Here is a 25,981-nt window from a genome sequence, read left to right on the forward strand (position 1 = left end):
CCCGAGGCGGCCTCAGGCCGCCTCGGCCGGGAGCGGCGCGGGCTTCTGCGCCGCGCGCCCCGCGAAGGCCTGGGCGGCCAGGGGCAGCTCGATCGCCGCGCAGAGCCCGCCCTCGGGGCGGTTCTCCAGCCGCAGGCGCCCGTTATGGGCCTCGACGATGGCCTGCACGATCGAGAGGCCGAGGCCGAAGCCGCTGGCCTCGTTGAGATTGCGCGCCCGGTCGCCGCGCACGAAGGGCTGGAGCATCGCCTCGCGCTCCGCCTCCGGGATCCCCGGGCCGTTGTCCAGGATGCAGACCCGGACGCCGCGCTCGGAGGCCTCCATCTGCACGTCGGCCCGGCCGCCGTACTTCACGGCGTTGTCCACGAGGTTGGTCACCGCCCGCTGGAGTTCCTCGGGCCGGCCCTGGACCAGGACGTGCCGGCTGCGGCTGACGCTGACCGGGGCGCCGAAATCCGAGAAGTCGTCGCAGACCGTCTGCACCACCGAGGCGAGATCCACGAGGCTGTGGCTGTTCGCGTCGCGGATCTGGCCGTCGCGCACGAAGGAGAGCGCCGCCTCGACGAGGCCGTTCATCTGGTCGAGGTCGCGCAGGGTCGAGGCCCGGGCGTTCTCGTCCTCGATGAACTCGGCGCGCAGGCGCAGCCGGGTGATCGGCGTGCGCAGGTCGTGGCTGATCGCCGCCAGCATCTGCGTCCGGTCGTCGATCAGGCGACGGACGCGCGACCGCATCCGGTCCAGCGCCCGGGACACGGCGAGCACCTCGCGCGGCCCCGCCTCCGGCAGCGCCACGTGGTCGTCGCGGGCGCCGAAGGCTTCCGCCGCGCCGGCGAGCCGCTTCAGCGGCGCCGTGAGGGCGCGCGTGGCCCAGACGCAGAGCAGCGCCAGCGTCAGCGCCAGGAACACCACGGTGAAGATCAGCGCCCCCTGGCGGGGTCCCCGCAGAGGATCGTTCGGCAGCGTCGCCTGGACCCGCACACCCGCCGGCGTGACGATGCCGATATGGAGGCGGCCGTCCGACTTGTCGCGCGCCGGGTCGGCCGCGGCGAGATCGGTGATCGTCACCGGCCGGCCGGCGCCGTAGCGCAGCTTGCGGATCACCGGCAGGTCGGGGGCCGGCTTCGCCCCCGGCGGCACCGTCCCGTCCCAGGGCTCGACTTGGATCAGCGGCAGGCTGCGGCCGCTCGCCAGCAGCGCCGGTCGCGCCGCCGGGTCGGCGGCGTCCATGAGTCTCACCAGAACGCCGAGGCGGCTCGCGGCCACGCCCGGCAGCGTGTCGGGATTCTGCGACTCGTGCAGCATCAGGAACGCCGCGGTGGCGACCACGTGCGCCACGGCGATGCCGGCGACCACGAGGAGCGCGATCTGGCCCGCGATGGTCTTCGGACGCAGCCGCGCGCGGAGCCGCTCCAGCCCGCTCATGACCGCGTGACCTCCGGCGTGAACAGGTAGCCCCCGGAGCGGATCGTGCGGATGAATTCCGGGTTGCGGGTGTCGCGCTCGATCTTCTGGCGGATCCGGGAGATCAGCACGTCGATGCTCCGCTCGAACGGGCCCGCGGCCCGGCCCTGGGTGAGGTCGAGGAGCTGGTCCCGCGACAGCACCCGCCCCGGCCGGAGGCACAGGGCGTGGAGGAGGTCGAACTCCGCGCCGGTGATCGAGATCCGCGCACCCTCTGGCGACAGGACCTGCCGCAGGGAGACGTCGAGGGTCCAGCCTGAGAAGTGCAGCCGCCGCCGCTCGTCGGCGTCCGGCGCCTCGGCGGCGACCCGGCGCAGGATGGCGCGGATGCGGGCGAGCAGCTCCCGCGGGTTGAACGGCTTGGCGAGGTAGTCGTCGGCGCCGAGTTCGAGGCCGAGGATCCGGTCCACGTCCTCGGATTTCGCGGTCAGGATCAGGATCGGGATCTGCGAGGTGCCGCGCAGGCGCCTGCACAGGCTCAACCCGTCCTCGCCGGGAAGCATCAGGTCGAGCACGATGAGGTCGATCCGCGCTTCCGCCAGGACCCGGTCCATGTCGGCGCCGTCGCCAGCCAGCGTGACGCGGCAATCGTTGCCGCGCAGGTAGCGCGCGATCAGCGCCGAGATCTCCCGATCGTCCTCGACGACGAGGATGTGGGGTGTTGCGGGTGCGCTCATCGCGAAGGAGTCGGTCTGCGGTTCGGCCTGCATCATCAAGCTATTATGACCCCGTCCGCCGATTAATCGAAGATGGGGCACGGAACCATTTTGTAAGCGCGTGTTTCCCGCACGGACCTGAACTGAGTTGCCACACGGCGTCACATCACAGGGGGGAACGATGACCGGAACCGAGGATCGGAAGGACCTGATCGCGCCGAAGCCGCCGGAACTCGCCTCGCCCTGGCGCACCGAGGCGCGGGCGGCGTTGCAGGACGAGGCCCGGGCCTTCGCCCGCGACACCGTCCTGCCGCTCGCCGACGAGCTCGACCGTCACAAGGCCGAGATGCCGCGGTCGCTCATCGACGCCATGGCCGAGAAGGGCTGGTTCGGGATCACGATCCCGGCGGAGCACGGCGGCCTCGGGCTCGGCGTGTTCGAGTACTGCCTCGTCTCGGAGGAGTTGGCCCGGGCCTGGCTCTCGGTGGGCAGCATCCTGGCCCGCGGTCAGGGCCTCGGCACCCAGACCCTCGACGCGGAGCGCCGGGCGGAGCTGATCCGGCGCTCGGCCCGGGGGCAGTGGATCGGCTCGATCTCGCTGTCGGAACCCGATGCCGGGTCCGACCTCGCCGGCGTGCAGACCCGCGCGGTGCGCGACGGCGACCGGTGGCGGATCACCGGGACCAAGCGCTGGGCGGGATTCGCCAAGGGCGCCGACTTCATCGAGGTTCTGGCCCGGACCCGCGACCCGGAGCCGGGCGAGTCGCGCTCGGCCGGCCTCGAGCCGTTCCTCGTGCTCAAGGAGCGCGACAGCTTCCCGCCCGGCGTGACCGGCCGGGTGATCGACAAGATCGGCTATCACGGCTTCCAGACCTTCGAGCTGAGCCTGGAGGACGTGTGCGTGCCCGAGAGCGACCGGCTCACCGGGCTCTACGGCGACCAGGGGGCGGACGCGGATTCCGGAGGGTTCGCCGCCGTCCAGCGCGGCCTCAACATCGCCCGGGTGCACACGGCGGCCCGGGCCGTCGGCGTCGCACGCGCGGCGGTCGAGGATTGCCAGAGCTACCTGCAGGAGCGCGTCCAGTTCGGACACCCGATCGGCGACTTCCAGGCGCTGCGCTTCGCGCTGGCCGACATGGCCGCCGAGGTCGCGCAGGCGCGGGCCTTCTGGCATCAGGTCGCCCACCTCCTCGACCAGGGCGAGGCCGCCGAGAGCGAGTCGGCGATGGTGAAGCTCTTGGCCACCGAGATGGCGGTTCGGGTCACCAACCAAGCGATGCAGCTCCACGGCGGCAACGGCTACACCACCGAGCGCCGGGTCGAGCGCTACTGGCGCGACGCGCGGCTGACGACGATCTTCGAGGGCACGAGCGAGATCCAGCGGCGGATCATCAGCGACCGCATGCTGCCGCGGCCCGGGGCCTGACCGACCGGGAGCGATCGCGCGCGGCCGTGCGGCGAATCGTCGATCGGGACTCCCCGCCCGGCGCCGCCCGGCTACCTCAGGACTCTGTCCTGCCCGGCGGACCGGGTGCCGCCATCCGGAAGCCCCGTGTCGAAGCCCATCAGCGATTACGCCCTCATCGGTGACACCCATTCCTGCGCGCTGATCGCCCGGGACGGCTCCATCGACTGGCTGTGCTGGCCGCGCCACGATTCGCCGGCGCTGTTCGTGAAGCTCCTCGACGACGAGAAGGGCGGATCGTGCAGCCTCGCCCTCGACGGCCCGACCGGGAGCGCGCGCCGCTACCTGCCCGACACCAACATCCTGGAGACGACCTTCACCACGGAGACCGGCCGGGCGCGCCTCGTCGACCTGATGCCCGTCAACCCGCCGAGCCCGGAGCCCGACGAGGGGCCGGACGGCGAGAGCGAGAGCCGCCTGATCCGGCTGCTGACCTGCGAGCAGGGCCGGGTCTCGGGCGTGTTCCGGATCCGCCCGACCTTCGACTACGCCCGCCGCCCCTGCACCCCGCTGGTCGAGGGCGGGTCGGTCCTGTTCGAGGCCGGTGACTGGCGCGTGCGGGTCAACGCGCACGCGTGCCCGACCCTCGCGGGCGACGCGGCCGAGGTCCGCTTCGACCTCGCGGAGGGCGAGACCGCCTACCTCGTCCTGACCCACGGCGAGGATCAGGACGAGGCCTGCATCGAGGATTTCGCCGGCGCCCAAAGGCGGCTGGAGTCGACCGCCGATTACTGGCGCCGCTGGTGCGCCCGGAGCACCTATCGCGGCGCCTACCGGGACGCGGTGATGCGGTCCGCCCTGTGCCTGAAGCTGCTGACCTACTCACCCTCGGGCGGGATCGTCGCGGCGGCCACGGCCGGCCTGCCCGAGGCGGTCCCGGGCAACCGCAACTACGATTACCGCTTCACCTGGATGCGGGACGCCGCCTTCACGGTCACCGCCTTCGTGATGCTGGGCTACGTCCGCGAGGCGTCCGAGTTCCTGCGCTTCCTGCGCGAGCGCGACGGCACCTTCGGGCGGGAGACGCGGCTCATGTACGGCATCGCCGGCGACATGCCGCCGGAGGAGGCCTTGAGCCACCTCGCCGGCTGGAACGGCGTGGGGCCGGTGATGATCGGCAACATCGCCGAGTGCCAGGACCAGCACGACATCTACGGCGAGCTGATCCGGGCGCTGTGCGTCTTCCTCGAGGCGGTCGATTACGACCCGCCCGAGAAGGTCAACGATCGGCTGCCGGAGGTGCTGGACAACCTCACCGCCCGGGCCATCCGCCACCGCCACGACGCGGATAACGGCATCTGGGAGCTGCGCACCGGGCCGCGCCAGCAGGTCCACACCAAGGCGATGATCTGGGTCGCGCTGCGGGACGCGGCCCGGATCGCCCGCAACATCGCGGGCGTGCCCGAGGCGAGGATCGCCGAGTGGGAGCGGATCGCCGCCGAGATCCGGTCGGAATACCTGGAGAAGGGCTGGAACGCCGAGAAGCGGGCCTATGTCGGCGCCTACGATTCGCACCACCTCGACGCCGCGGTCCTGCGCGTCGCCCTGTTCGGGGCTCTCGACCCTCGGGAGCCGCGCATGCGCGAGACCCTGGCGGCGGTCGAGCGCGAACTGGGCGTCGGCGACCTGATCTACCGCTACCGCATGGAGGACGGGCTGGAGGGCGACGAGGGCACGTTCACGGCTTGCGCGTTCTGGCGGGTCGGCTGCCTCGCCCTCGACGGGCGGACCAGCGAGGCTAGGGCCGCATTCGAGCGCCTGATCGCCCGGTGCAACGATGTCGGGCTGCTCGCCGAGGAGATCGACCCGGCCACCGGGGCACAGCGCGGGAACACGCCGCAGGGCTTCTCCCACATGGCCCTGATCAACGCCGCGCTGCGGCTGGAGGACAGCATCGCGCGCTTCGGCGTGGACGACGGGGCGGAGACCGTCACGCGGTCGGCCGCCGAGTAGCGGCGCCCCGGCCCCCGGCGCGGGCCGGTCCACGCCACGTCGCCGTTGACCAAGCGAGTGTCGCTGGCGTGGCAGCGGGCGGCCGGTCCGGCGACGATAGTTTCGGGGCCTGAATGGCTCCGGAGGTCCCATGCTCGACGTGACGCCGACCCCTCTGCAGCGTCTCTGGTGCGAGCGCCGTCGCGGCTACAGCCTGCCGGCCGAGTTCTACCTGAGCCCCGAAGTCTTCAAGGCCGACATGGCGGTCATCTTCGGCCGCCACTGGATCTACGTCGGCGTCGAGCCCGACGTGCCGGAGGCCGGCGACGTCATGGTCGTCGACATCGGCAAGACCTCGGTGGCGATCGTCCGGGACGACGACGGCGCCGTGCGGGCCTTCCACGATAGCGCCTACGATCCCGCCGGCCGGGCCGCCCAGATCGCCGCGGCCCTGACGGCGCTCGATCCGCGGCACGTCCTGTTCCCAGAATCCATCGACGGCGGCGACCTGGCCCGAAGGGTCGCGGTCCGGCTCGGCGCGCCGCTGTTCACCCAGGCCGAGGTTGTCTCCGCCTCCGGGCTGATCCGCCCGGCGCGCGGCCGCAGCGTTGAGCAGAGGGCCGCGCCGGGTCTCCTCGCCACCGTCGCCTCCGACGCGGTGGCCGAGTATGCCGGCCCGCCCCGGGAAGCGCGGCCGCTGGCGGTCGCGATGGCGGGGCTCGCGCCCGCCCGGACGGCGGTCCTCTCGGTGCGGCACGTCCCGGCCGATCCGGCCACGGTGCCGCTCGCGCTCGCCGCGTTCGTCACCGCCGCGGGGAACGGGGTGACCGACCTCGACGCGTTCCGGCAGCTCGTCGCGGCGCTCCGCGCAACCCCGGGCGCGAGCCGGGTCCTGTGCGATTTCGGGCAGATGCCGCGCCGAACCCAGGTCGGCGCCTCCAGCACCATCCTGGCGGCGACCTGCTACCTCGCCCTCGGTATCTCGGGCGCGCCGCAGCACCTGCAGGGTGTCGCGGGCTGCGAGCACGTCGTGGCAGTCAACACCGACCTGCACGCGGCGATGATCGAGCGGGCGGGCCTCGCCATCGTGCAGGACGCGCAGCCGGTCATGCCCGCCCTGCTGCGGCTCCTGGCCGAGGAAGCCGCGTGCCCGGTGGGCAGCCCCTGACCAGCGTCGTGCTCCTCTCCGCGGGACGGCATCCGGTCTCGGGCGCGACGGCCCTGCCGCGGCTGGAGGCCCAGGCGATCCGTCTCGCGACGGGCCTCGGCGAGGCCGTGGGCCTCCATGCCGGGCCGGCCGCGGCCGCCGTCGCGGACGCGCTGGGCCACGGCCTGTCCCGGATCGTCCACGTCCGCGTGCCGGCGGGGGCAGATCCGGTGCCGGCCCTCTCCGCCCGCCTCGCGGGGATGGCGCCCGGCCTGATCCTCGCGGGCCGGCGCGGCCAGGGGGGCGACGAGACCGGGATGGTTCCCTACGCGGTCGCGGAGGCCCTCGACGGCCTCCTGATCCCCGACGTCGTCGCCCTCGCGGCCGGCGACGCGGGCGCATTGTCCCTCGACCAGACCCTCGGCCGCGGCGCGCGCCGCCGCGTGACCCTGCGCGGCCCGGTCCTGGCCACGATCCATCCCGACGCGCCCGCGCCGCTCCCCTTCGCCTACGGGCAGGCGCGGCGCGGCGTGATCGAGACCGTCGCGGGCGACCCGGCCGCGGCCGCCGCCCCCGTCCCGGTCTTCGAGGAACGCCCCTATCGCCGCCGGCCGAAACTCGTGAAAGGTGCGCCGTCCGGCGGCTCGGCGGCGGAGCGGCTGAGGGCTGCGACCGGCGAGGCGGCGTCCGTCGGCGGGCGCCTGCTCGTGCGGCCCGAGCCCGACGCGGCCGCGCGCGAGATCCTGGCTCACCTGCGCCGGATCGGCGTCCTCGCGCCGCCGGCCTCCGAACCGCGATGAGGAACCCGATGCCTTTGAACTCCGACGATCTCCTGGCCCGGCTGCGCGCGCTCGGGGTCGCCTACAAGCTCTACGAGCACGCGCCGGTCCTGACCGTCGAGGCGATGATGGCGGCCTGCGGCGACATCGTCGGCGCGCACACCAAGAACCTGTTCCTGCGCGACGGCAAGAAGACGCACTTCCTCGTCACGCTCCGTCACGACGCCCAGGTGGACCTGAAGGCGTTCCGGGCCGTCCTCGGCGCGCGGGGCGGCCTGTCCTTCGCCAGTGCCGAGGCGCTCGGCGCGCAGCTCGGCGTCGCGAGCGGCGCGGTGTCGCCGCTCGCCGCCCTCAACGCCGCGCCGGGCAGCGTGCGGATCTTCGTCCAGGACAGCCTGCTCGCGGAGGCGCGGATCAACGTCCATCCCCTGGTGAGCACGCGCACCCTCAACCTCGCGCCCGACGACCTGCTGGCCGCGCTCCGCGCGGAGGGTCACGCGCCGGAGCCGTTCGCGCTGCCGGGGGCGTCGCAGGCGGCCTGACACGGTCCCCTGCGAGGCCGCGCGGGACGTCGCGCTCAGCAGGCGGCCACGTTGACCGCGAGGCCGCCGAGGGAGGTTTCCTTGTACTTGGCCTGCATATCGTGGCCGGTCTGGCGCATCGTCTCGATGACCTGATCGAGGCTGACGAAATGCACCCCGTCGCCGTGGAGGGCGAGGGATGCGGCCGCCACCGCCTTGTTGGCACCGAAGGCGTTGCGCTCGATGCAGGGGATCTGGACGAGCCCCCCGATCGGGTCGCAGGTCATGCCCAGATGGTGCTCCATGGCGATCTCGGCGGCGTTGGCGACCTGCCGCGCGTCGCCCCCGAGGACGGACGCGAGCCCGGCCGCCGCCATGGCGGCCGCGGAGCCGACCTCGCCCTGGCAGCCGACCTCGGCGCCCGAGATCGAGGCCCGGCGCTTGATCAGGCCGCCGATCGCCGCGGCGGCGAGGAGGTAGTCGCGGCCGCGCGCCTCGCTCCAGCCGGGATAGAAGTCGACGATGTAGCGCAGCACCGCCGGCACGATCCCGGCCGCGCCGTTGGTCGGCGCCGTGACGATCCGGCCGCCGGACGCGTTCTCCTCGTTCACCGCCAGGGCGAACAGGCTGATCCAGTCCATGATCTCGTGGGCCGGCCGGCTGTTCGTGAGGCGGTTCGCCTCGAGGGTCTCGTGCAGGCGCTTCGCGCGCCGCCGGACCCTGAGGCCGCCGGGCAGCTCGCCGTCCATGCGCAGGCCACGACTGATGCAGGCCAGCATGGCGTCGCGGACGGCGTCGAGCCCGGCCTCGATCTCCGCCTCGGTGCGCAGGGCGCGCTCGTTGGCCATCTGGACCTGCGGGATGGTGAGGCCGGTCTCGGCGCAGATCCGCAGCAGGTCGGCACCGCTCTCGAACGGGTGGGGCACCGCGACGGCGCCGAGGCCGCCGGTCTCCCCCGCCCCCTCCTCCTCGACGAAGCCGCCGCCGACCGAGTAGCAGACCACCTCGTCCAGCACGGCGCCGTCGGCGTTCAGGGCGCGGAAGCGCATGCCGTTGGTGTGGCGGGGCAGGACCTCGGCGAAGTTGAAGACAAGGTCCTTCGTCGTGTCGAAGGCGACGCCCGGCAGGCCGATGGCGCCGGTCTCGGCCAGGGTTCGCGTGTAGTCCGTCACGGCGTCCGGATCGACGGTCGCGGGCTCGTGGCCGAGCAGGCCGAGGAAGATCGCCAGGTCGGTGCCGTGGCCGCGCCCGGTCCAGGCGAGGGAGCCGAAGATCTCCGCGGACACCCGCGCGACGCCGGCCCGGCCGGAGACGCGGTCGCGGAAGCGGCGCGCGGCCACCATGGGCCCGATCGTGTGGGAACTCGACGGGCCGATCCCGATCTTGAACAGATCGAAGGCGCTGATCATCGCGCGGCGGCTCTCTCCAGCGGGCCGGCCCCGAAGGCGGCTTCCTGCAGCAAGCCATACACGCAGGTCGCGAAGGACCGCCAGCACTCAACCCGGTATGTCGGGACCGGGCCGGGGCGACGGATCAGCACGATCTCGGCCTTGCCGAGGAGCGTGCGGGTGGCGCTGCCCGCCGGGAAGGCGGCGTCGCCGAGGTCGAGGGGGCAGCCGGCGTTGAGGGCGATCGCGGCCGCGTCCCCGCGGACGTCGATCCCGACATTGCGGTGCGACACGTCCACGAGGGCGTGCGTCCGGCCGGCGAGGTCGGTGCTCACGGCGGCGGCCAGGATGTCGGCATCGGTCTCGGGCGCGTCGATCAGCCACTCGTCGGGACCGAGGCGGGCGATCCACCGAGTCTCGTCGCCCGACAGGGTGTTGATCGGGCGGTCGAGGGGGAAAACTGGCCGCCGACGAGCGGGGACCGCGCCGGCTCGGTCCCGCAATCGGCCTCGAGACGCAGGTCGACCACGGTCACGTCGGCCCCGGCCCGCTTGGCGTCGAGGGCCGCCACGTAGGCCGAGGCGCCGGCGGTCGCGAACACGACGCGCCGTCCCGGCAGGACGCCGTAGCGGTTGATGAAGACCCGCACGCTCTCGGCGAGCAGGATGCCCGGACGGTCGTTGTCGGCGAAGACCAGCGGCCGCTCGTGCGAGCCGCCGGCGAGCGCGACCTCGCCGGAGTGCACCTGCCAGAGCCGCTCGCGCGGCGTCTGCGCGGACCCGGCGGGCAGGTGGTCGGTGATCCGCTCGGCCAGCGCGAGGTGGTTGTGGTTGCAGTAGCCGAAGTTCGTCGTGCGCGGCAGCAGGATGACGTTCTCCCGCCCGTCGAGGTCGGCGAGGGCGGTCTTCAGCCACTCCGCGGCCGGGCGGCCGTCGATCTCGGAGGTCACGTCGTGCAGAAGGCTGCCGCCGGGCTCCGCGCCCTCATCGGCGAGGATGACCCGCTTGCCGGTCCTCGCCGCCGCCAGCGCGGCCGCGAGGCCGGCCGGCCCGGCGCCGACGATCAGGACGTCGCAGTGGGAGTGGCGGTTGGCGTAGCGCTCCGGATCGGCCTCGGTCGGCGCCTTGCCGAGACCGGCCGCGCCGCGGATGAACGGCTCGTAGACCTCGTCCCAGAATTTCCGGGGCCACATGAAGGTCTTGTAGTATAACCCCGCGACGAAGACTGGCAAGAGCAGGTCGTTCACCGCGCCGACATCGTAGCGCTGGAACGGCCAGTGGTTCTGACACTGGGTCCTGAGGCCCTCGCGCAGCTCCAGCCGAAGATCTAGCTCGCGCCCGCTAAGGTAATACGACCCATGTGGTTACGAACTCTGCGATCTATTGCACTTTCCAGTCGTCATTTGTTGCCCTGAGCCGAGAGAGCCTTTTATCAATGACAATGAAAAGCTACCGGCGGGCCCCTCACGGGCTTGCCTTCCTGCGACGCTTTCCGGCGGGAAGACGACGCGTCCGGAATTTTACCGTCATGAATTCACAATGCACTGCAGCATTGGTACCGATTTAGACAGCGATGAGAACATATTGTGCAGGAACGCTCGCGTTCCTTTGCAGGCGCATCGTTCGCGGCGCCGCCGCTTGTTCTTCACGCTCCCACGATCATCGACTCGGTCACGCCGACGGCACGGTTCGCGCCCGGGCACGACGTCGCCGGATCGACGGCGATCCGAGAGGCTGACGATCGTTCTGCCGCAACGGTGAGCGGCACATCTGCGTCGAGGCCGAGTCCCGTTCCCGTGCGTCCGCACCGGATGATCCAGTACGCCTGACTCGGCGGCCCCGATGGGCTACGAGGCGTCCGGCCGAAGCAATGGACGCGTGGATGCGGTTAGAGATCGAGCGGAAGTTCCTCGTGGCAGGCGCGGGCTGGCGCGACGCGGCCACATCCATTCGGCACCTGAAGGACGGCTTGGTCGGTCATTTCGCGCGCGGGAAGGTCCGGGTGCGGCTCGACGGCGAGCGTGCCTGGCTAACGGTCAAGGGCGCCCGCGAAGGCATCGCCCGCGCGGAGTTCGAGTACGAGATCCCGCATGCCGACGGCGCCGCCATGGTCGATCAGGTGTGCACCGGCAACGTGATCGAAAAGATCCGCTACTGCGTGCCGCACGACGGGCTGACCTGGGAGGTCGACGTCTTCCAGGGTTCGCTGGCCGGGATGGTCCTGGCCGAGGTCGAGCTCGCGCGGGCCGATCAGTTCTTCAGCAAGCCCGCTTGGCTCGGCGAGGAGGTGACCGGCGACCTGCGGTTCCGCCAGTCCACCCTGCTCCACCTCTGCCGCGAGGCCGGCCGGCCGATCACGATGGACGACGTGCTGCGGCTGCCGGTGGCCGCTTAGCGACGCAGCCGCGCTCAGCCCGTGCTGCGCAGGGTGCGGTCGAACAGGGCGCTCATCGCCGCCCAGCCGCGCTCCGCGCCTACGCGATCGTGGACGGGGAAATCCGGCATCATCCAGCCGTGCGCGGCGGGATAGGTCTCCGCTGCATACCGGACACCGGCTCGCGACAGCGCCGTCTCCAGCCGCTCGGCCATCGCGGACGGGTAGCTTCCGTCGTTCTCGGCTGCCGCGATATACACCTCGGCCCTCAGCGCGGGTGCCAGACGATGCGGGCTCGCGGGTTCCTCGGTCGCGAGATTGCCGCCGTGGAAGCTGGCGCCGGCGGCGAACCGGTCCGGATACGTGCCGGCCGCCGTGATGGCCATGCGGCCGCCCATGCAGAAGCCCACCGCCCCGACCGCGCGCCCCGCGACGTCGTCGCGCGTGTCGAGATAGGCGAGGAGCGCCGCTGTATCGGTCGCGGCCTTGAGATTGTCCGTCGTCGCCATCAGCGGGCCGAGGATCGCTCGGAAATCGCCTTTGAACACGTCCGCGGGGACGAAGGGGCCATAGGGCCCGTAGCGGTAGAAGAGGTCCGGTAACAGAACGAGATAGCCGCCGGTCGCGAGCCGCCGCGCCATGTCGACGAGGGCCGGTCGGATACCGCCGGCATCCATGTACAGGATCACGGCCGGCCAGGGCCCCGCGCCGTCCGGCGCGACGACGTGCGTCCCGCATACGCCGTCCTCGGTCCGGATCGCGACGTGCTCGTTGACCATGCTCGGTTCCTCGACGGGGCGCCCACACGTTCTGCGCCCGCCTTCGGAAAATCGCCAGGCCGTCGACCGCACCCCACGTCTCGGGCCGCCGGTCGCCATGAGCGAGGAGAAGGCCCGTGACCTGATCCGGTCCGGTGGTGCTGCGGCGACGGTCCTCGCCTGCGACCGAGCTATCCCGGTCGCTCCGCCGCGAAGCCAGCGGTCTGACGCGTTCCCGGCGCGGTCCGGTTTCGGTTTGTGGGCCGGACGGTATACGGGTCGCCACGGCGGCCCGCGCGGTGACGGCCCCGTCGCCCGCGCCGGTCTCCGGTCTCCCGATTTCACGATCCGCCGGGGGCGCCGGCCTCCTCCGAGAAGGCTGCTCATGGACCAAGCGAAACCCCGGCGCGACACGACGATCGCGCGGGCGGGTGCGGGGCGGACGGGCTACGTCACGGTCCGGGGCGCGCGGGAGCACAACCTGCGCGACATCGACGTGGAGATGCCGCGCGACGCGCTCGTTGTGTTCACGGGCGTCTCCGGATCCGGCAAGTCCTCGCTGGCCTTCGGCACCCTCTACGCGGAGGCGCAGCGCCGCTACTTCGAATCGGTCGCGCCCTACGCGCGGCGGATGATCGACCAGGTCGGCGTCCCCGACGTCGACGCGATCGAGGGCCTCCCGCCCGCTGTCGCGCTCCAGCAGCAGCGCGGCACGCCGAGCGCGCGCTCGTCGGTCGGCAGCGTCACGACCCTGTCGAGCCTCGTGCGCCTGATGTACTCGCGCGCCGGCACCTACCCGCCCGGCCAGCCGATGCTCTACGCCGAGGATTTCTCGCCCAACACGCCGCAGGGCGCCTGCCCGTCCTGCGGCGGCCTCGGGCGGGTCTACCAGGCGACGGAAGCCTCGATGGTGCCGGACCCGTCCCTTACGATCCGCGAGCGGGCCGTCGCGGCCTGGCCGCAGGCCTGGGGCGGCCAGAACCTGCGGGACATCCTTGTCAGCCGGGGCGTCGACGTCGACACGCCCTGGAAAGCGCTGCCCCGGAGGCTCCGGGACTGGATCCTTTTCACGGACGAGCAGCCGCAGGAGCCGGTCTATGCCGGCCTCACCCCGGAGCAGACGCAGCTCGCCCGCCGCCGCGGCCTGGAGCCGAGTTACATGGGCACCTTCACCAGCGTCCGCCGCCACGTGCTCGGCACCTTCACCAACTCGCAGAGCGCGCTGATGCGCCGCCGCGCCGCGCGCTACCTCGTGAGCGAGGATTGCCCGGCCTGCCACGGCAAGCGGCTGAAGCCCGAGGCGCTTTCGGTCACGTTCGCCGGGCTGGATATCGGCGCGCTCTCGCGCATGCCGCTCTCGGCGCTCGCCGAGGCCCTGAGGCCGGCGGCCGAGGACCGGCAGCCCGAGGCCGACGCCGCACCCGCCACCCTCGACCGCGCGGTGGGCCGGAAGGACCGCGCCGAGCGTGCCGCGTCCGGTGGCTCGGCCCATGCGGGCGCGCCGGACGTGCGCGTCACGCCGAACCTGTCGATCGAGAAGCGCCTCGCCGCCCAGCGCCTGGCCTCGGACCTCATCGCGCGCATCGGGACGCTCGCGGATCTGGGCCTGGGCTACCTCTCGCTGGACCGTGTCACCACGACCCTGTCGTCGGGTGAGCTGCAGCGCCTCCGCATCGCGACCCAGCTGCGCTCGCAGCTGTTCGGCGTCGTCTACGTGCTCGACGAGCCCACGGCCGGTCTGCACCCCGCCGACGGGGATGCCATGCACGACGCGCTGGCCGGGCTGCTCGCCGCGGGCAATTCGCTCTTCGTCGTCGAGCACGACATCGGCACCATGCGCCGCGCCGACTGGCTGGTCGACGTCGGGCCGGAAGCGGGCGAGAACGGCGGCACGATCCTCTATAGCGGGCCGCCGGAGGGCCTGCGTGACGTCGCGGCGTCCCGGACGCGGCTCTACCTGTTCGGGCTGGTGGAGGCGCCCCCGCGGCCGTCGCGGGAGCCCGCGGGGTGGCTGCGCCTCGAAGGCATCGTTCGCAACAACCTGAAGGGCGTCTCGGTCCCCTTCCCGATCGGGTGTCTCACCACCGTGACCGGCGTCTCGGGCTCCGGGAAGTCGAGCTTGGTCAGTCAGGCCCTGCTCGAGCTGGTCGGCGAGCGTCTCGGCCGGCCGGTGAAGACCGAGGACGAGCCGGACGATCCCCTGGACGAGGTGCCGGGCCCGTCGGAGGGCCGCATCGCCGGCGGCATGGACGGGATCGGGCGCCTGGTGCAGGTCGACCAGAAGCCCATCGGGCGCACGCCGCGCTCGAACCTCGCCACCTACACGGGCCTGTTCGACGCCGTCCGCAAGCTGTTCGCCGCGACCCCGGAGGCTCGGCGGCGCCGCTACGATGCGGGCCGCTTCTCCTTCAATGTGGCCAAGGGGCGCTGCCCGGCCTGCGAGGGCGAGGGCTTCGTCAGCGTCGAGTTGCTCTTCATGCCGAGCGTCTACGCCCCCTGCCCGACCTGCCACGGCACGCGCTACGCGCCGGAGACGCTGGCGGTGACGTGGAACGGGCTGAGCATCGCGGACGTGCTCGCGCTGACCGTCGACCGGGCCTGCGCGGCCTTCGCGGACGAGCCGTCCGTGCTGCGGCCGCTCACCGTGCTGCGCGATCTCGGCCTCGGCTACCTGCGGCTCGGCCAGCCGGCGACCGAACTCTCCGGTGGAGAGGCCCAGCGCATCAAGCTCGCCACCGAGCTGCAGCGCGGGCAGCGCGGCGGCACGCTCTACGTCCTCGACGAGCCGACGACCGGCCTGCACCCGACCGACGTCGACCGCCTCATGGTCCAGCTCAACGGTCTGGTCGACGCGGGCAACACCGTCGTCATGGCCGAGCACGACATGCGCGTCGTCGCCCGGGCCGACCACGTGATCGACATGGGCCCCGGCGGCGGCGACCAGGGCGGCACCGTCGTGGCCGCCGGCCGGCCCGAGATCGTCGCCGCGGCCGCGGCCGGCCGCACGGCGCCCTATCTGCGCGAGGAATTCGCGACGGTCCGCACGCGGCCGCCGGGCTGAGGTCACCCACCGCGGCCGGCACAGGGCTCGGAGGACGAAGGCGTGCCGCGCGCACGCGTCACGCGCCGGGTTGCCGGCAGTGGTCCGACGGTCTGGCCGGTCGATCGTGTTCCGCGTCTTGCGCGCCGGAGAACGCGCTGCGGTGCAGTATCGATTAAAGTGAGGTTTGCGGGATCAGTACTGAGTCGCCGGAGTTTCCACCGTTACTGCTGAATTCTCCGGAGGATCGCCATGGGCCTCACCGCGTTCGCCGTGTTCGTCATTCCGTGGGTCCTGCTCGCGGTGTTCCTCACGCGGTCCCCTTCAACGCTTCGCCTGGGGACCGCTTCCGCGCCGTGGCGGTCCATCCCGACCCACAAGGAGATGGCCCGCGCCAACCGTCACGCGCTGCACCCGCATGGGCAGCGGGCGGGCGAGACGGACGGAGTCTCGGGCCGGGACCAGCGCGGTCGGACCGATCCGCCCGCGGGCGGTGCGCTGGGCACGAGCGTGGAGCCCACGGAGCCCGACGACAAGCTCAGCTAACAGATCCGCGCCGGGCATTCCGGCCGGACGTCACCGGCCGATCCAGCACCGTCGGCATGCCGCGCGGCGAGTGGATGATCATGCCCCGACCCGTACCGCGCTGCCGCGGACCCGACTTTCAGCGTGGCCCCCGTGCGGGCCACGGCACCCCGCCGAGCCCGGAGAAGCGCCGGTCACGCGCCCACGGTCGCGTGCGGCCTGCAGTAGCTGTCGCGCACCGCGGGAATGTCGTCGTAGCCGTCGACGGTGCAGAAATACGTGCACACCAACCAAGCGGCCAGGGCGAGGCAGAGAACGCCGTTGTAGACCCACAGGCCGATCACCCGCCGGCTCGGCAGGTTCGGCAATCCAACGACGGAGCCCGGTACCCAGTCGACCGCGAACACGATCGTGCAGAAGGCCCCCAGCACGCCGGCCATCATCACGGCGAGAGCGGTGGACGTCATGTCCCCTCCCGATCCCGCTCTCCGCCGGACATGCAGGGCGTTACGCCGACGCGACCGGCGCGGGCACGACACCTTGGGGCGGACACGCGCAGCCGAACTCCTGTCACAGCTCCCTCCTGACCCTCCGATCCGTGTCACACCAGCTAACCGGGACGGCGCCCCCACGTCGAGATCGGAAAACGCGCCGCACCTTCGTAGGACGCGCCGAAGGCAAGAAAGGTTGGCGGAGTACGCTGCCGAGCGGTTCGGCCATGGTCCTCGAAGGCTCGGTGGGCGCGCTGGGGTTCGAACTTCGGACCCGCTGCGTAAGAGGACGACGCTCCGGGCGCCGAGACACGCATGTTCTGCTTGCCGGCGTCGCCGACAGCTCGAGCGCGCTCTCGAAATCAATGGACCCGCCGATTGTCCAACGCTGGGCACTGTTGAAATCGCTCCGCCTGTGTGCCGGAATGCGCCTCGCCGATCAGACCGCTGCCGCCGCGAACTCTCGGTCGGAATAGAACGCTTGATCGTGTTCGATTTCCCTGGCTTCGGCCTGCGCGTCGGCGCGGGCGGCTCGCGGCAGCGGATCGTCCAATACCGCAACGCGATCGGTCAGACCAAGCGGGACACCCTCGGCCGGGTCGTGCTGCTCGACCGATGCCTGGCGAGCGGCGAGCGAGCGGCCGGCGCTGGCCAAGCTCGGGTCGGATTCGCCTGACGAGGAGCATTTCGCCGAGGCGCGGGCCACCGTGACGTTCGGATCGAAGACCGAGCAGCCACCGGGAAGCTGCGCGAGTCGCTTCACGCTGTGAGCCGGGCGACAGTCGCCGAGCGCCTCGGGGTGATCTTGAAGGAGAACGAGCCGGACGCGGCGAAAAGGGCGCGGGCCACGCTCTCAGCCATCTTTGGGTGGCTGATCGGGAACGGCAGGGCCGAGCCCAACCCAGTAGTCGGCACGATCGAGACGGCCCAGGAGGAGAAGCGCTGCCGGGTTGCTCGCGCCCGACGAGATCAAGGTTGCGTTGAAGGCTTGTCGGGATGACGACTTCGGCCGCATCGTCCGCTCGCGAACGCGGACCGGTCAGCGCCGCGAGGAGGTGGCGGGCATGACGCGGGCCGAGCTTGATTTGGCGAGCGGCATCTGGCGACTACCGGGCCAGCGGACCAAGAATAGTCTGCTGCTCGACGTGCCACTGTCCCGCGCCTCGACCTGCTCGCAAAGGTCCAGCCCAGTGCTGGCTGGCCGCTCCTGTTCGGTGGGGGCGCCGCCAGGTTCTCGGGATTCTTGAACGCGAAGGCCGCGACAAACAAGCGGTCTGGCGTCACGGAGTGGCGGTTGAACGATCTGCGGCGGACGGTGTCCACCGGCATGAACGAGCGGGGCGTGCTGCCTCACGGTGTCGATGCTTTGCTCGACCACATCTCGGGATCCCGAGATGTGGTCGATGTCTACAACCACACCCTCTATAATGTTGAAAGGAGGGTGGCGCTCGATCAGGAGTCGAATTTCTCTCGGCCACACAATCGTTGCGGACCGCTCAGTCGGTTATTTCGAAGCTCCATTGGCAAATGAGCACAGCACTGTTTCCGAAACTGGGGGCTATTACGGCTAGATTTAGAATCTTTGTCACGTAGGGCCGAACATTCGATGGCAATTGAAAAATAATGAAATAATTTTCCTACGCGATGATGTGGGATTGAGCCGAAAAAGGATAGCTGAGACCAAAAATTACTTTTCTTGATCTGAATTGGCCGCCAGCAAATCTTCAGTGAAATTCCCCGTATCCGTATGGGTGATATTTGCCGTATTTGCAGTCGAAGATAGATTCAGATGCGGATGATTCGCGGCTGGGCCCCCGGGGTTTCAGTGGCTGAACTGGGAGCCGACAGATGGGTGGCAAGAAGCTCGCGATCATTGTCAACTGTTATAATTACGAGAAATATATAGTCGAAGCGATCGAAAGTGTGAGTTTACAGCTCCTTGATGGCTGTGAACTGGTGGTCGTGGACGATGGATCGACAGATAATTCGTGGACTTTGATTCAGGGCACTGGGGTAAAATGTCTACGTAAGGAAAACGGTGGTCCTGTAAGCGCCTGCGTACTCGGCTTAGATAATACGACAGCGAGGCACGTTCTGTTCTTGGATGCTGACGATAAGCTTTCTTCAGGGTCTTTACGGAAAATTGTCGGTGCATTAGATGAAAAATACTCTAAGCTTCAGTTTCCCTTGTCAATAATCGATGAAAAAGGGGACGAACAAGGTAGAATTTTCCCTGATCTGAGCGCTCAAAAAACCAAAAATTCCTACATTCAGGACATATCTGAAACAGGAGCATATGTTTCGCCTCCGACCTCGGGGAATATTTTTCGAAGAGATGTGTGCGATCTTCTTCGGGAGGCATCCTATGATACGGTGGACGGTGTAATCCTTATCGCGGCTCCGTTCATGGGCGAAATCTACACGTTCAATGAGGCGCTGGGCTACTATAGGGTTCACGATAAAAATATGTCCTCGACCGGGCGCTTGCCTTCAGTCGAGCGGCTTCAATACAGTCAAGAACGATTTTCCAATCGTTTGGAACATTTGAAGCACATACTTTCCGCCAGAAAAATTGACCATGACATTATTGGGAGTCGCAGAAATTATATATACTTGAGAGACCAGATATACATCAATATTGTCTCTGGGGAAAAGCTCACGTTGAAACAGGTAGTCGAGCTGGCGGAATATTTTCCGAAATGGTACGGTTCGGCGAGGAGATTGATGACCTTGAGCGCGGCGATCTCCATGATCTTCTTACCTAATCGTGTATCAAAACTGATACTTCGTGTCAGGTTGAATGGTAGAACACTGCTCGCCAGAACCGCAAAATCTATCCTCAGTTACGCCCGTGGCGCCATCATCAGGCCGGGGCGCAAGGCTCTCCATGAGTGAAACTGAGCTAAGGTTTCGGCCTTCGAGCGTCCTGTCGATATCGGCTGTGCATGGGTCTTCGACGTCGCAATCCAGGCGTCAAGGTTGCCGCGGCGGATGCCGGACCAGCGCACACTGAGCTGTCGCGGCGGTGGCGCATTGCCTGCCCGGCCGATCCGGCCGCGCTCAAGCCTGACTCCCGGCACAGGCGCTCTTGACGCCGATGGTCAGGATTATCATCGGCAATCGCACCGCGCCGAAGGATCCGCCCGCCCCCCCCTCCCGGCTGACAGGAGCCGCGCCGCCCGCGCGCAGACTATGCTCTCATCCCTGAGCCGACCTCAGCCCCGCCGGCATTCGTCGCGCGGGACTTCGCCGAATCCGTTCTGAGATATGTCACACTGCGGACGGACCACATCCGGATCGACCCCTGCGCTGGGGCGCATGAGTGGCGTGCGAACCAACCCGTCGACTTGTTGATAACTATTCTTCCCAGCAGAGGAGCATGAAAGGCCATCAAATCAGTTTCCGTGCCAGATCAGTCTGACCTCCTGTCGCGGAGAGAGCACAACGGATCAAAAAGCGCTGTCTCGAGCCCGGCGATCACCGATTAGGCGACGCTGCATCCTCGACTCCGAGGGCCTACAGGCGCCACGCTGACGGCAAGCACCCGCCCGCGCAAGATTGCGGATGACGGGTAGATGCGGATGGTTGGGAACGCGGCGATGTCGGGCGGTCAGGGCGGGAGCGGCGCAGATCCGGTCAACGGCACCGGCGGTCAGCCCGGGGCGGACGAGGTGGCGAACGGCACCGGCGCGGCCGGTGGAAACGGCGGCGCTTCTGCCCAGGGGAGCGGCGGAGGTGCGGGCGGTTCCGCAGGCTCGGTCGGAGGCGCCGGCGGCAACGGGGGCGCGGCGGCTGGTGGAACTGTCACCAACACGTCGGGAACGGGTGGCGCCTACTCGACCAACACGGGCTCCAGCTTTTTCGGGGGGGCTGGCGGGGCTGGCCTTGCCGGTCCGAATCCCGGCGACGGCGGCGGCGGCGGCGGCGGCGGCAGCCACGGCCAGTACCTCTCCAACACGGGGAATGGCGTAGGCTTCACCTTTTCCCGGACCGGCGGCACCGGTGGAACGGGCGGTGCCGGCAACGGGACGGGCGGAGGTGGCGGCGGCGGCAGCGGTGGTTACGGCTTCGTTGAGCCCGGCCCCGGATCCTTCATCGCCAGCGCTCAGATCACCGGCGGGAACGGCGGTGCCGGCGGTGCCGCCGGCGGTCCCGGCGCTTTCGGCGGTTCCGGCGGTGAGGGCGGCATCGGACTTTTCCTCTACGGGAGCACGGGCACCAACACCGGCCAGATCACGGGCGGAAACGGTGGTCTGGGCGGGGCCGCGAATGGTGGCACGGCGGGCATCGCGGGCCAGGGGGGAGCCGGTCTGTCCGGCGCGAACATCGCCATCACCAACACCGGCACGATCTCGGGCGGCTTCACCGGCGGCAGCACAACCGTCCGGGCCGTCGCTATCAACGTCACGGGCGGCACCAACAGCCTGACCCCCAGCACGGGAACGCTGAACGGCGGCCTCGGGATCGCCGGCGGCGCCACGACATTGCGCGTCCTCGGCAACGCTCCCAACAATCTCGGACCCGTAGCCAACGCCGGCACGTTCGACATCTCGGGGACGACGGCCGGTGCCTCGATCACCACGCTCTCGGGCACCGGCGGGACGACGCTCGGTGCGCAGGCCCTGACCATCACCAACGGTTCGACCAGCTACAGCGGCGCGATCTCCGGTACTGGCGGCGTGGCGGTCACCGGTGGCACGCAGACGCTGACAGGGGTCAGCACCTACTCCGGCGGCACCGCGATCGGTTCGAACGGCGGCGCTGTGTCGAGCACCCTTCAGCTCGGCGGTCCGACCTCGGCCGGCACGGGGACGATCACCTTCGGCACGATGTCGGGGACGGCGACAGCGCGCCTCGGGCTCAACGTGGCCGCTCAGCCGACCAATGGTGGCACCTTCGCCAACACCATCTCCAATTTCGGTTCGGGCAACGAGATCGCGCTCGCCGGGCTGACCAACTCCAGCGTCAGCTACAACAGTGCGAACAGCTCGATCACCATCACCGGCACCCGCTCCGGTGGCGGCCAGGTGAGCGAGAACTTCGTGCTGTCGGCCCCCCGCACGACCAGCTTCGCGGCGGTGTCGGACGGCCAGGGCGGCACGATCGTGCGCGCCGCTACGGCCCCGAACCCCACGAATCCCACGAACCCATCTCAGCCGGCCAACCCTGCACCCTGCTACGTGACCGGGACGCGGATCCGTGTCCTGCGCGATCGGGTCATCTCGGACGTGCCGGTGGAGCAGCTCGCGGTGGGCGATCTCGCCATCACGGTTGCCGGTACGCCGCGCCCGATCCGTTGGATCGGCACCCGCGCGTACCGGGGATCGATGGTTCCCCCGGCCGAGCGCCCCGTCCGCATCCGGGCCGACGCACTGAGCGAGGGCGTGCCCGCCCGCGACCTGCTTGTCTCTCCAGATCACTGCCTGTGGCTGGACGGGCTGCTCGCGGCCGCGGGACATCTGGTCAACGGCTCGAGCATCACGCGTGGCGAGGCGGTGGCGGATCTCACATACTGGCACGTCGAGTTGGACACCCACGACCTGCTGCTCGCGGAGAATGCTCCGGCGGAGAGCTTCCTGGCGGCGCCCGGCGTGCGCGGCGGCTTCGATGGCGTGCAGGCCCTCGACGTCGGCACCGGGCGCATGCCCTACGCTCCGCGCGCCGAACTCGGCCCCGACTTGGCCGCGCTGCGCGGGCGCTTAGCCCTCCGCGCTGTCTCGTTGGACGGTGCGGCAGAGCCGGGCTCGGTGCGAGCGTGGCTGGACCGATGCGTCGTGACGGGCGATGGCCTGCTGCACGTCGGGGGCTGGGCGCGCGACGAGGCGCATCCCGACACCCCGCTGTGCCTGGACGTGTTGGTAGACGGTGCCGTCGTCGCGTTCGCGGTGGCGGCCGAGTTCCGGTCGGACCTTGCTGCGGCCGGCTTCGGCGACGGGCGATGCGGCTTCGACCTCGGTGTGCATGTACGCCTCGCTCCACACGTGCATCATCGTGTCGAAGTGCGTCGGTCGGCCGATGGCCTCCTGATGTGCGCCAAGCGGATGGATGCGGCAGGGTCTTGGATCGCGCTGTTGGCAGCGTAGCGTCGATCGGGGCATCCGGCGCCGACCCTCAGCCCCGCCGGCACCGCCGCGTGGGGCTTTTTCGGCGGCTTGCGCGGACAGAGGGGAATGCGGGCGAGGCGCAATCGTGCGACGGTAACAATCGTGAGCCAGTCCCCTCCATCGACGCGTATTTTCGAAGCCGACCGTCAGAACTCAATCTCGAAGCGCTGCGATGGCTTGGCGAACCGAATCGTAGCCCTCGGCCATGAAGCGAGGCTTCCGCGGACTTGGCTCGCCCGTCGCAGTTCGGCGAACGGAGAGCGGCTCATCGCTGCAATGAAGATTGTTGATCGCTTCGCCTTCTTACCCTTCGCTCACCGGGATTGAGGTCCGGCTCGCAGGAAGTAGGCTAAGTCTTGGTGGGCGCACTAGGGTTCGAACCTAGGACCCGCTGATTAAGAGTCAGCTGCTCTACCAACTGAGCTATGCGCCCGATCGCTTCTGCGACCGCCCGGTGGCCACCAAGTCCGTCCGGGGTGGCGGGCTGATACCAACGCGGCCGGGGCCTGTCCACCCCCGGCCGCCGCTTTTTCTCATTCCGCCGCCGCATGCTGTGCATGCACGCGCACGGAATGGGCCGACAGCTTGTTCAGCGCCGAGAGATACGCCTTCGCGGACGCCACCAGCGTGTCCGGATCGGCGCCGCGCGCGGTGACGCTGCGCTCGCCGTCCCGCAGCCGCACCGAGACCTCCGCCTGCGCGTCCGTGCCGCCGGTCACGGCATGGACCTGATAGAGCTCCAGCTGCGCCTGATGCGGGACCAGCGCCGAGATCGCGTTGAACACCGCGTCGACCGGCCCGTTGCCGTCCGCCTCCTCGATCCGCGTGCCGGCCTCGTCGGCGATCCGCAGCGTCGCGCGCTGCGGTCCGCGGGTTCCGGCGATCACCGACAGGGAGACCAGCCGGATCCGGTCGTGGGCCGTGGCGAGGTTCTCGTCGACCAGCGCCTCGATGTCCTCGTCGTAGACGTGCTTTTTCCGGTCGGCCAAGGCCTTGAACCGGTCGAAGGCGTCCTGGAACTGGTTGTCGGACAGGTGCAGGCCGAGATCCTCCAGCTTGGAGCGGAACGCCGCCCGGCCGGAATGCTTGCCCATCACCAGGGAGGTCTTGGTCAGCCCGACCGAGGCCGGCGTCATGATCTCGTAGGTCTCGGCATTCTTGAGCATGCCGTCCTGGTGGATGCCGCTCTCGTGCGCGAAGGCGTTGCGGCCGACGATCGCCTTGTTGAACTGCACCGGGAAGTTCGTGGCGTGGCTCACGAGCTTCGAGGCGCGGGTCAGCATGGTCGATTCGACGCCGGTCTCGTAGGGCAGCACGTCGGCGCGCGTGCGCAGCGCCATCACGATCTCCTCGAGCGCGGCGTTGCCGGCCCGCTCGCCGATGCCGTTGATCGTGCACTCGACCTGCCGGGCGCCGCCCTCGATGCCAGCCAGGGAATTGGCGATCGCGAGGCCCAGGTCGTTGTGGCAATGGACCGAGAACACGGCCCTGTCGGCGTTCGGCACGCGCGCGCGGACGTTCGCGAACATGTCGCGGTACTCGGTCGGCGTGGCGTAGCCGACCGTATCGGGGAGGTTGATCGTCGTGGCGCCGGCCTTGATCGCCGCCTCGACGCAGCGGCACAGGTAGTCGAGCGGCGTGCGGGTCGCGTCCATGGCCGACCACTCCACGTCCTCGACGAGGTCGCGGGCCTGGGCCACGGTCTTCAGGATGATCTCGACGACCTCGTCCTGGCTCTTGCGCATCTGGTGCGCGAGATGGATCGGCGAGGTCGACACGAAGGTGTGGATCCGCGCGCGCTTGGCGTGGCGCACGGCCTCGCCGGCCCGGGCGATGTCGGCGGGGATCGCGCGGGCGAGTCCGGCGATGGTCGCGCGCTTGGTCCTCTGGGCGATCTCCGAGACCGCCTCGAAATCGCCGTTCGACGCGATGGGGAACCCGGCCTCAATGATGTCGACGCCCATCGTGTCGAGTAACTCGGCGACCGCGAGCTTCTCGTCGAAGGTCATGGTGGCGCCGGGGCACTGCTCGCCGTCGCGGAGCGTCGTGTCGAAGATCAGGATCCGGTCGCGGGCGGAAGCGGTGCTGGTCGTAGTCATGGCATTACCCTGTCGCGGGCCGCCCGGCACGTGATGGCGCGGCGCGGCGTGGTGCCCTCGCGGGCGGATTCGCGAATGAAAGAACTCCCCTGAAGGCCCAGGCGCGCGCCCGGACGGCCCTCAGGGGCGGGTAAGCAGAAGCGGAAGAAGGAGCCCGGAGCGGCGCGCACGGGACCGAAGCGCCGTAGAGGCGGCGCGGGCGGTCTCGATCGCTGAGCCGGCTCTGGCCAAGGCTCGTCTCTCCTGTCGGCGACCCGCGCGGGACGTTCTCACGGCGCGGTGCGGCCCGTAGGTATCCCCGGATCGACCGGAACACAAGCGAGACCGGCGCGTCCGGAGGCGCGGACCGGGGCTGTCGCGGCCGGCAGGTCCGCGAGGATCGCCGCCGCGAGATCGTCGTAGAACAGCATCTGCCCCGCGGCCCAGACCTCGAACTCCGCCAGCAGCGTCGGGTCGAAGGCGGTCAGGTGGCCGCCGGCGATCCGGATCCATCCCGCGGCCTCGGCCTCGCCGAGCAGGTTGCCGACATGGGCCCGCGACACGTCCAGCCGCTCGGCGAGGCTGCGCAGGCTGAGCGACACCGCCGCCGGCGCGCCGGGCACCGTGGCGGCATAGTGGGCCCCGACCAGGGCCGTGAGCAGCGGATAGCCGCAGTCCCGTCCTGCGAAATGGAGCACCCGCGGGAACGGCGCGATGAGCGTGCCGTGCCGCAGCACGTGGGCGGCCGAAAGGCGCACCAACTCCCCGAGCCGGTCGGGGCCGTCGAGCATCCCGGCGTGGCCCGGGTCGCGACGGGTCACCGCGTCCATGGCGGCGACGAACAGGCGCCCGCTCCGCGCGATCTCGGTCACCAGGGCCGGCGCCGCCTGCAGGCATTTCACGCGCCCGTCGCCCCGATCCGCCACCGCGGTGACGAAGCGCCCGGCCTTCAGGGCCGACACGAAGCCGGCCGTCTGCCTCGGGCTCGATCCCACCATCGCCTGGAGGACCGTCAGGGTGGGACGCGGGCCCCCGTGATGGCGCCACGCGTAGTCGTTGTGGATCAGCATGAACGAGACCACGTAGCGCCCGATCTGATTGAGCAGCTTGTGGCTCGGCCAAACAATCTGCGCCGGTTCGATCATGCCCTGGCAGTAACCGGCGACCGCCGGGCGGAAATCGCGCTCGGATCGAAGCAGAGTGATCCGCGCCCGGAAATGATCGTCCAACATCCGCGCCCCGACTCAGCCGGATCCCGACCGA

Annotated in this window: 20 protein-coding genes, 1 tRNA gene and 1 pseudogene; 11 read left to right on the forward strand and 11 right to left on the reverse strand. The window is 70.0% G+C overall.

Annotated features, from left to right (window positions below; all coding sequences use genetic code 11):
- Nucleotides 1-12 precede the first annotated feature (12 nt).
- Both ABIC30_RS08530 and ABIC30_RS08535 read right to left on the reverse strand, forming a co-directional pair.
- Nucleotides 13-1,422, reverse strand: coding sequence for an ATP-binding protein (locus tag ABIC30_RS08530; RefSeq protein WP_020092152.1), 1,410 nt, complete (start codon nt 1,420-1,422; stop codon nt 13-15).
- Entirely contained in the window at nt 1,419-2,174 is a 756-nt protein-coding gene (locus ABIC30_RS08535; RefSeq protein ID WP_020092151.1) for a response regulator, read from the reverse strand. The genes ABIC30_RS08530 and ABIC30_RS08535 overlap by 4 nt, the downstream gene beginning before the upstream one ends.
- A gap of 124 nt (nt 2,175-2,298) precedes the next feature.
- On the opposite strand from ABIC30_RS08535, the gene ABIC30_RS08540 reads away from it, so the two are divergent.
- The 5 genes from ABIC30_RS08540 to ABIC30_RS08560 all read left to right on the forward strand — a co-directional run bounded on the left by ABIC30_RS08540 (nt 2,299) and on the right by ABIC30_RS08560 (nt 7,982).
- A complete protein-coding gene (locus ABIC30_RS08540) occupies nt 2,299-3,543 on the forward strand; it encodes an acyl-CoA dehydrogenase family protein (protein ID WP_234082729.1) in 1,245 nt (414 codons plus the stop codon).
- Nucleotides 3,544-3,669: 126 nt separating this feature from the next.
- Entirely contained in the window at nt 3,670-5,535 is a 1,866-nt protein-coding gene (locus ABIC30_RS08545; protein WP_042671675.1) for a glycoside hydrolase family 15 protein, read from the forward strand.
- Nucleotides 5,536-5,665: 130 nt separating this feature from the next.
- Nucleotides 5,666-6,682: an FAD-binding protein gene (locus tag ABIC30_RS08550; protein WP_081636455.1), complete on the forward strand. Its 1,017-nt coding sequence runs from the start codon at nt 5,666-5,668 to the stop codon at nt 6,680-6,682.
- The gene (locus ABIC30_RS08555; protein ID WP_042671677.1) at nt 6,679-7,461 is read left to right on the forward strand and encodes an adenine nucleotide alpha hydrolase family protein; all 783 of its coding nucleotides are present in this window, start codon (nt 6,679-6,681) and stop codon (nt 7,459-7,461) included. Before ABIC30_RS08550 ends, ABIC30_RS08555 begins: the two co-directional genes overlap by 4 nt.
- An 8-nt stretch (nt 7,462-7,469) precedes the next feature.
- Nucleotides 7,470-7,982 carry a prolyl-tRNA synthetase associated domain-containing protein gene (locus tag ABIC30_RS08560; RefSeq protein ID WP_026604774.1) on the forward strand — a complete coding sequence of 171 codons (513 nt, stop codon included), beginning with the start codon at nt 7,470-7,472 and terminating at the stop codon, nt 7,980-7,982.
- 35 nt (nt 7,983-8,017) lie between these two features.
- Here ABIC30_RS08560 and ABIC30_RS08565 read toward each other — a convergent pair whose 3' ends face one another.
- The 3 genes and pseudogenes from ABIC30_RS08565 to ABIC30_RS08575 form a co-directional block, all read right to left on the reverse strand.
- Nucleotides 8,018-9,370 (reverse strand): L-serine ammonia-lyase, encoded by a 1,353-nt coding sequence (locus ABIC30_RS08565; protein WP_354454691.1) that lies wholly within the window; start codon nt 9,368-9,370, stop codon nt 8,018-8,020.
- Nucleotides 9,367-9,852, reverse strand: a complete 486-nt coding sequence (locus tag ABIC30_RS08570; RefSeq protein WP_234082725.1) for a sarcosine oxidase subunit gamma — start codon at nt 9,850-9,852, stop codon at nt 9,367-9,369. Before ABIC30_RS08570 ends, ABIC30_RS08565 begins: the two co-directional genes overlap by 4 nt.
- Nucleotides 9,831-10,667: pseudogene (locus ABIC30_RS08575) on the reverse strand (FAD-dependent oxidoreductase); the annotation flags it as partial. The pseudogene ABIC30_RS08575 and the gene ABIC30_RS08570, both read right to left, overlap by 22 nt.
- A gap of 563 nt (nt 10,668-11,230) precedes the next feature.
- Here ABIC30_RS08575 and ABIC30_RS08580 point away from each other — a divergent pair.
- Entirely contained in the window at nt 11,231-11,743 is a 513-nt protein-coding gene (locus tag ABIC30_RS08580) for a CYTH domain-containing protein (protein ID WP_354454694.1), read from the forward strand.
- A gap of 14 nt (nt 11,744-11,757) precedes the next feature.
- Here the strand turns inward: ABIC30_RS08580 and ABIC30_RS08585 are convergent, their stop codons facing one another.
- Nucleotides 11,758-12,501, reverse strand: a complete 744-nt coding sequence (locus ABIC30_RS08585) for a dienelactone hydrolase family protein (protein WP_354454695.1) — start codon at nt 12,499-12,501, stop codon at nt 11,758-11,760.
- Between the two features lie 364 nt (nt 12,502-12,865).
- Between ABIC30_RS08585 and ABIC30_RS08590 the strand changes: the two genes are divergently transcribed.
- The gene (locus tag ABIC30_RS08590; protein WP_354454697.1) at nt 12,866-15,541 is read left to right on the forward strand and encodes an excinuclease ABC subunit UvrA; all 2,676 of its coding nucleotides are present in this window, start codon (nt 12,866-12,868) and stop codon (nt 15,539-15,541) included.
- Nucleotides 15,542-15,772: 231 nt separating this feature from the next.
- A complete protein-coding gene (locus tag ABIC30_RS08595) occupies nt 15,773-16,066 on the forward strand; it encodes a hypothetical protein (protein ID WP_020092140.1) in 294 nt (97 codons plus the stop codon).
- A 173-nt stretch (nt 16,067-16,239) separates the two neighbouring features.
- Here ABIC30_RS08595 and ABIC30_RS08600 read toward each other — a convergent pair whose 3' ends face one another.
- Nucleotides 16,240-16,512 (reverse strand): hypothetical protein, encoded by a 273-nt coding sequence (locus ABIC30_RS08600; protein ID WP_020092139.1) that lies wholly within the window; start codon nt 16,510-16,512, stop codon nt 16,240-16,242.
- A 463-nt stretch (nt 16,513-16,975) separates the two neighbouring features.
- The gene (locus ABIC30_RS08605; RefSeq protein ID WP_128083306.1) at nt 16,976-17,299 is read right to left on the reverse strand and encodes a hypothetical protein; all 324 of its coding nucleotides are present in this window, start codon (nt 17,297-17,299) and stop codon (nt 16,976-16,978) included.
- Between the two features lie 531 nt (nt 17,300-17,830).
- Between ABIC30_RS08605 and ABIC30_RS08610 the strand changes: the two genes are divergently transcribed.
- The 3 genes from ABIC30_RS08610 (at nt 17,831) to ABIC30_RS08620 (ending at nt 22,619) form a co-directional block, all read left to right on the forward strand.
- Entirely contained in the window at nt 17,831-18,067 is a 237-nt protein-coding gene (locus ABIC30_RS08610; RefSeq protein ID WP_128083307.1) for a site-specific integrase, read from the forward strand.
- A gap of 317 nt (nt 18,068-18,384) precedes the next feature.
- Nucleotides 18,385-19,431 (forward strand): glycosyltransferase family 2 protein, encoded by a 1,047-nt coding sequence (locus ABIC30_RS08615; RefSeq protein WP_205833771.1) that lies wholly within the window; start codon nt 18,385-18,387, stop codon nt 19,429-19,431.
- 704 nt (nt 19,432-20,135) lie between these two features.
- Nucleotides 20,136-22,619 (forward strand): Hint domain-containing protein, encoded by a 2,484-nt coding sequence (locus ABIC30_RS08620; protein WP_234082719.1) that lies wholly within the window; start codon nt 20,136-20,138, stop codon nt 22,617-22,619.
- A 378-nt stretch (nt 22,620-22,997) separates the two neighbouring features.
- Here ABIC30_RS08620 and ABIC30_RS08625 read toward each other — a convergent pair.
- The 3 genes from ABIC30_RS08625 to ABIC30_RS08635 all read right to left on the reverse strand — a co-directional run bounded on the left by ABIC30_RS08625 (nt 22,998) and on the right by ABIC30_RS08635 (nt 25,950).
- Nucleotides 22,998-23,073, reverse strand: a tRNA-Lys gene (locus tag ABIC30_RS08625).
- A 100-nt stretch (nt 23,074-23,173) separates the two neighbouring features.
- Entirely contained in the window at nt 23,174-24,739 is a 1,566-nt protein-coding gene (locus ABIC30_RS08630; protein ID WP_354454701.1) for a 2-isopropylmalate synthase, read from the reverse strand.
- A gap of 269 nt (nt 24,740-25,008) precedes the next feature.
- Nucleotides 25,009-25,950 carry a hypothetical protein gene (locus ABIC30_RS08635; protein ID WP_020092135.1) on the reverse strand — a complete coding sequence of 314 codons (942 nt, stop codon included), beginning with the start codon at nt 25,948-25,950 and terminating at the stop codon, nt 25,009-25,011.
- Nucleotides 25,951-25,981 lie beyond the last annotated feature (31 nt).

Source organism: Methylobacterium sp. 1030 (assembly GCF_040544715.1).
In the GTDB taxonomy this organism is placed as follows: domain Bacteria; phylum Pseudomonadota; class Alphaproteobacteria; order Rhizobiales; family Beijerinckiaceae; genus Methylobacterium.

Excerpts from the sequence above, each read along its gene's own strand:
- ABIC30_RS08530 (WP_020092152.1), bottom strand. The coding sequence starts at position 1,422 with ATGAGCGGGCTGGAGCGGCTCCGCGCGCGGCTGCGTCCGAAGACCATC.
- ABIC30_RS08535 (WP_020092151.1), bottom strand. The coding sequence starts at position 2,174 with ATGATGCAGGCCGAACCGCAGACCGACTCCTTCGCGATGAGCGCACCC.
- ABIC30_RS08540 (WP_234082729.1), top strand. The coding sequence starts at position 2,299 with ATGACCGGAACCGAGGATCGGAAGGACCTGATCGCGCCGAAGCCGCCG.
- ABIC30_RS08550 (WP_081636455.1), top strand. The coding sequence starts at position 5,666 with ATGCTCGACGTGACGCCGACCCCTCTGCAGCGTCTCTGGTGCGAGCGC.
- ABIC30_RS08560 (WP_026604774.1), top strand. The coding sequence starts at position 7,470 with ATGCCTTTGAACTCCGACGATCTCCTGGCCCGGCTGCGCGCGCTCGGG.
- ABIC30_RS08565 (WP_354454691.1), bottom strand. The coding sequence starts at position 9,370 with ATGATCAGCGCCTTCGATCTGTTCAAGATCGGGATCGGCCCGTCGAGT.
- ABIC30_RS08580 (WP_354454694.1), top strand. The coding sequence starts at position 11,231 with ATGCGGTTAGAGATCGAGCGGAAGTTCCTCGTGGCAGGCGCGGGCTGG.
- ABIC30_RS08585 (WP_354454695.1), bottom strand. The coding sequence starts at position 12,501 with ATGGTCAACGAGCACGTCGCGATCCGGACCGAGGACGGCGTATGCGGG.
- ABIC30_RS08590 (WP_354454697.1), top strand. The coding sequence starts at position 12,866 with ATGGACCAAGCGAAACCCCGGCGCGACACGACGATCGCGCGGGCGGGT.
- ABIC30_RS08595 (WP_020092140.1), top strand. The coding sequence starts at position 15,773 with ATGGGCCTCACCGCGTTCGCCGTGTTCGTCATTCCGTGGGTCCTGCTC.
- ABIC30_RS08600 (WP_020092139.1), bottom strand. The coding sequence starts at position 16,512 with ATGACGTCCACCGCTCTCGCCGTGATGATGGCCGGCGTGCTGGGGGCC.
- ABIC30_RS08615 (WP_205833771.1), top strand. The coding sequence starts at position 18,385 with ATGGGTGGCAAGAAGCTCGCGATCATTGTCAACTGTTATAATTACGAG.
- ABIC30_RS08620 (WP_234082719.1), top strand. The coding sequence starts at position 20,136 with ATGTCGGGCGGTCAGGGCGGGAGCGGCGCAGATCCGGTCAACGGCACC.
- ABIC30_RS08630 (WP_354454701.1), bottom strand. The coding sequence starts at position 24,739 with ATGACTACGACCAGCACCGCTTCCGCCCGCGACCGGATCCTGATCTTC.
- ABIC30_RS08635 (WP_020092135.1), bottom strand. The coding sequence starts at position 25,950 with ATGTTGGACGATCATTTCCGGGCGCGGATCACTCTGCTTCGATCCGAG.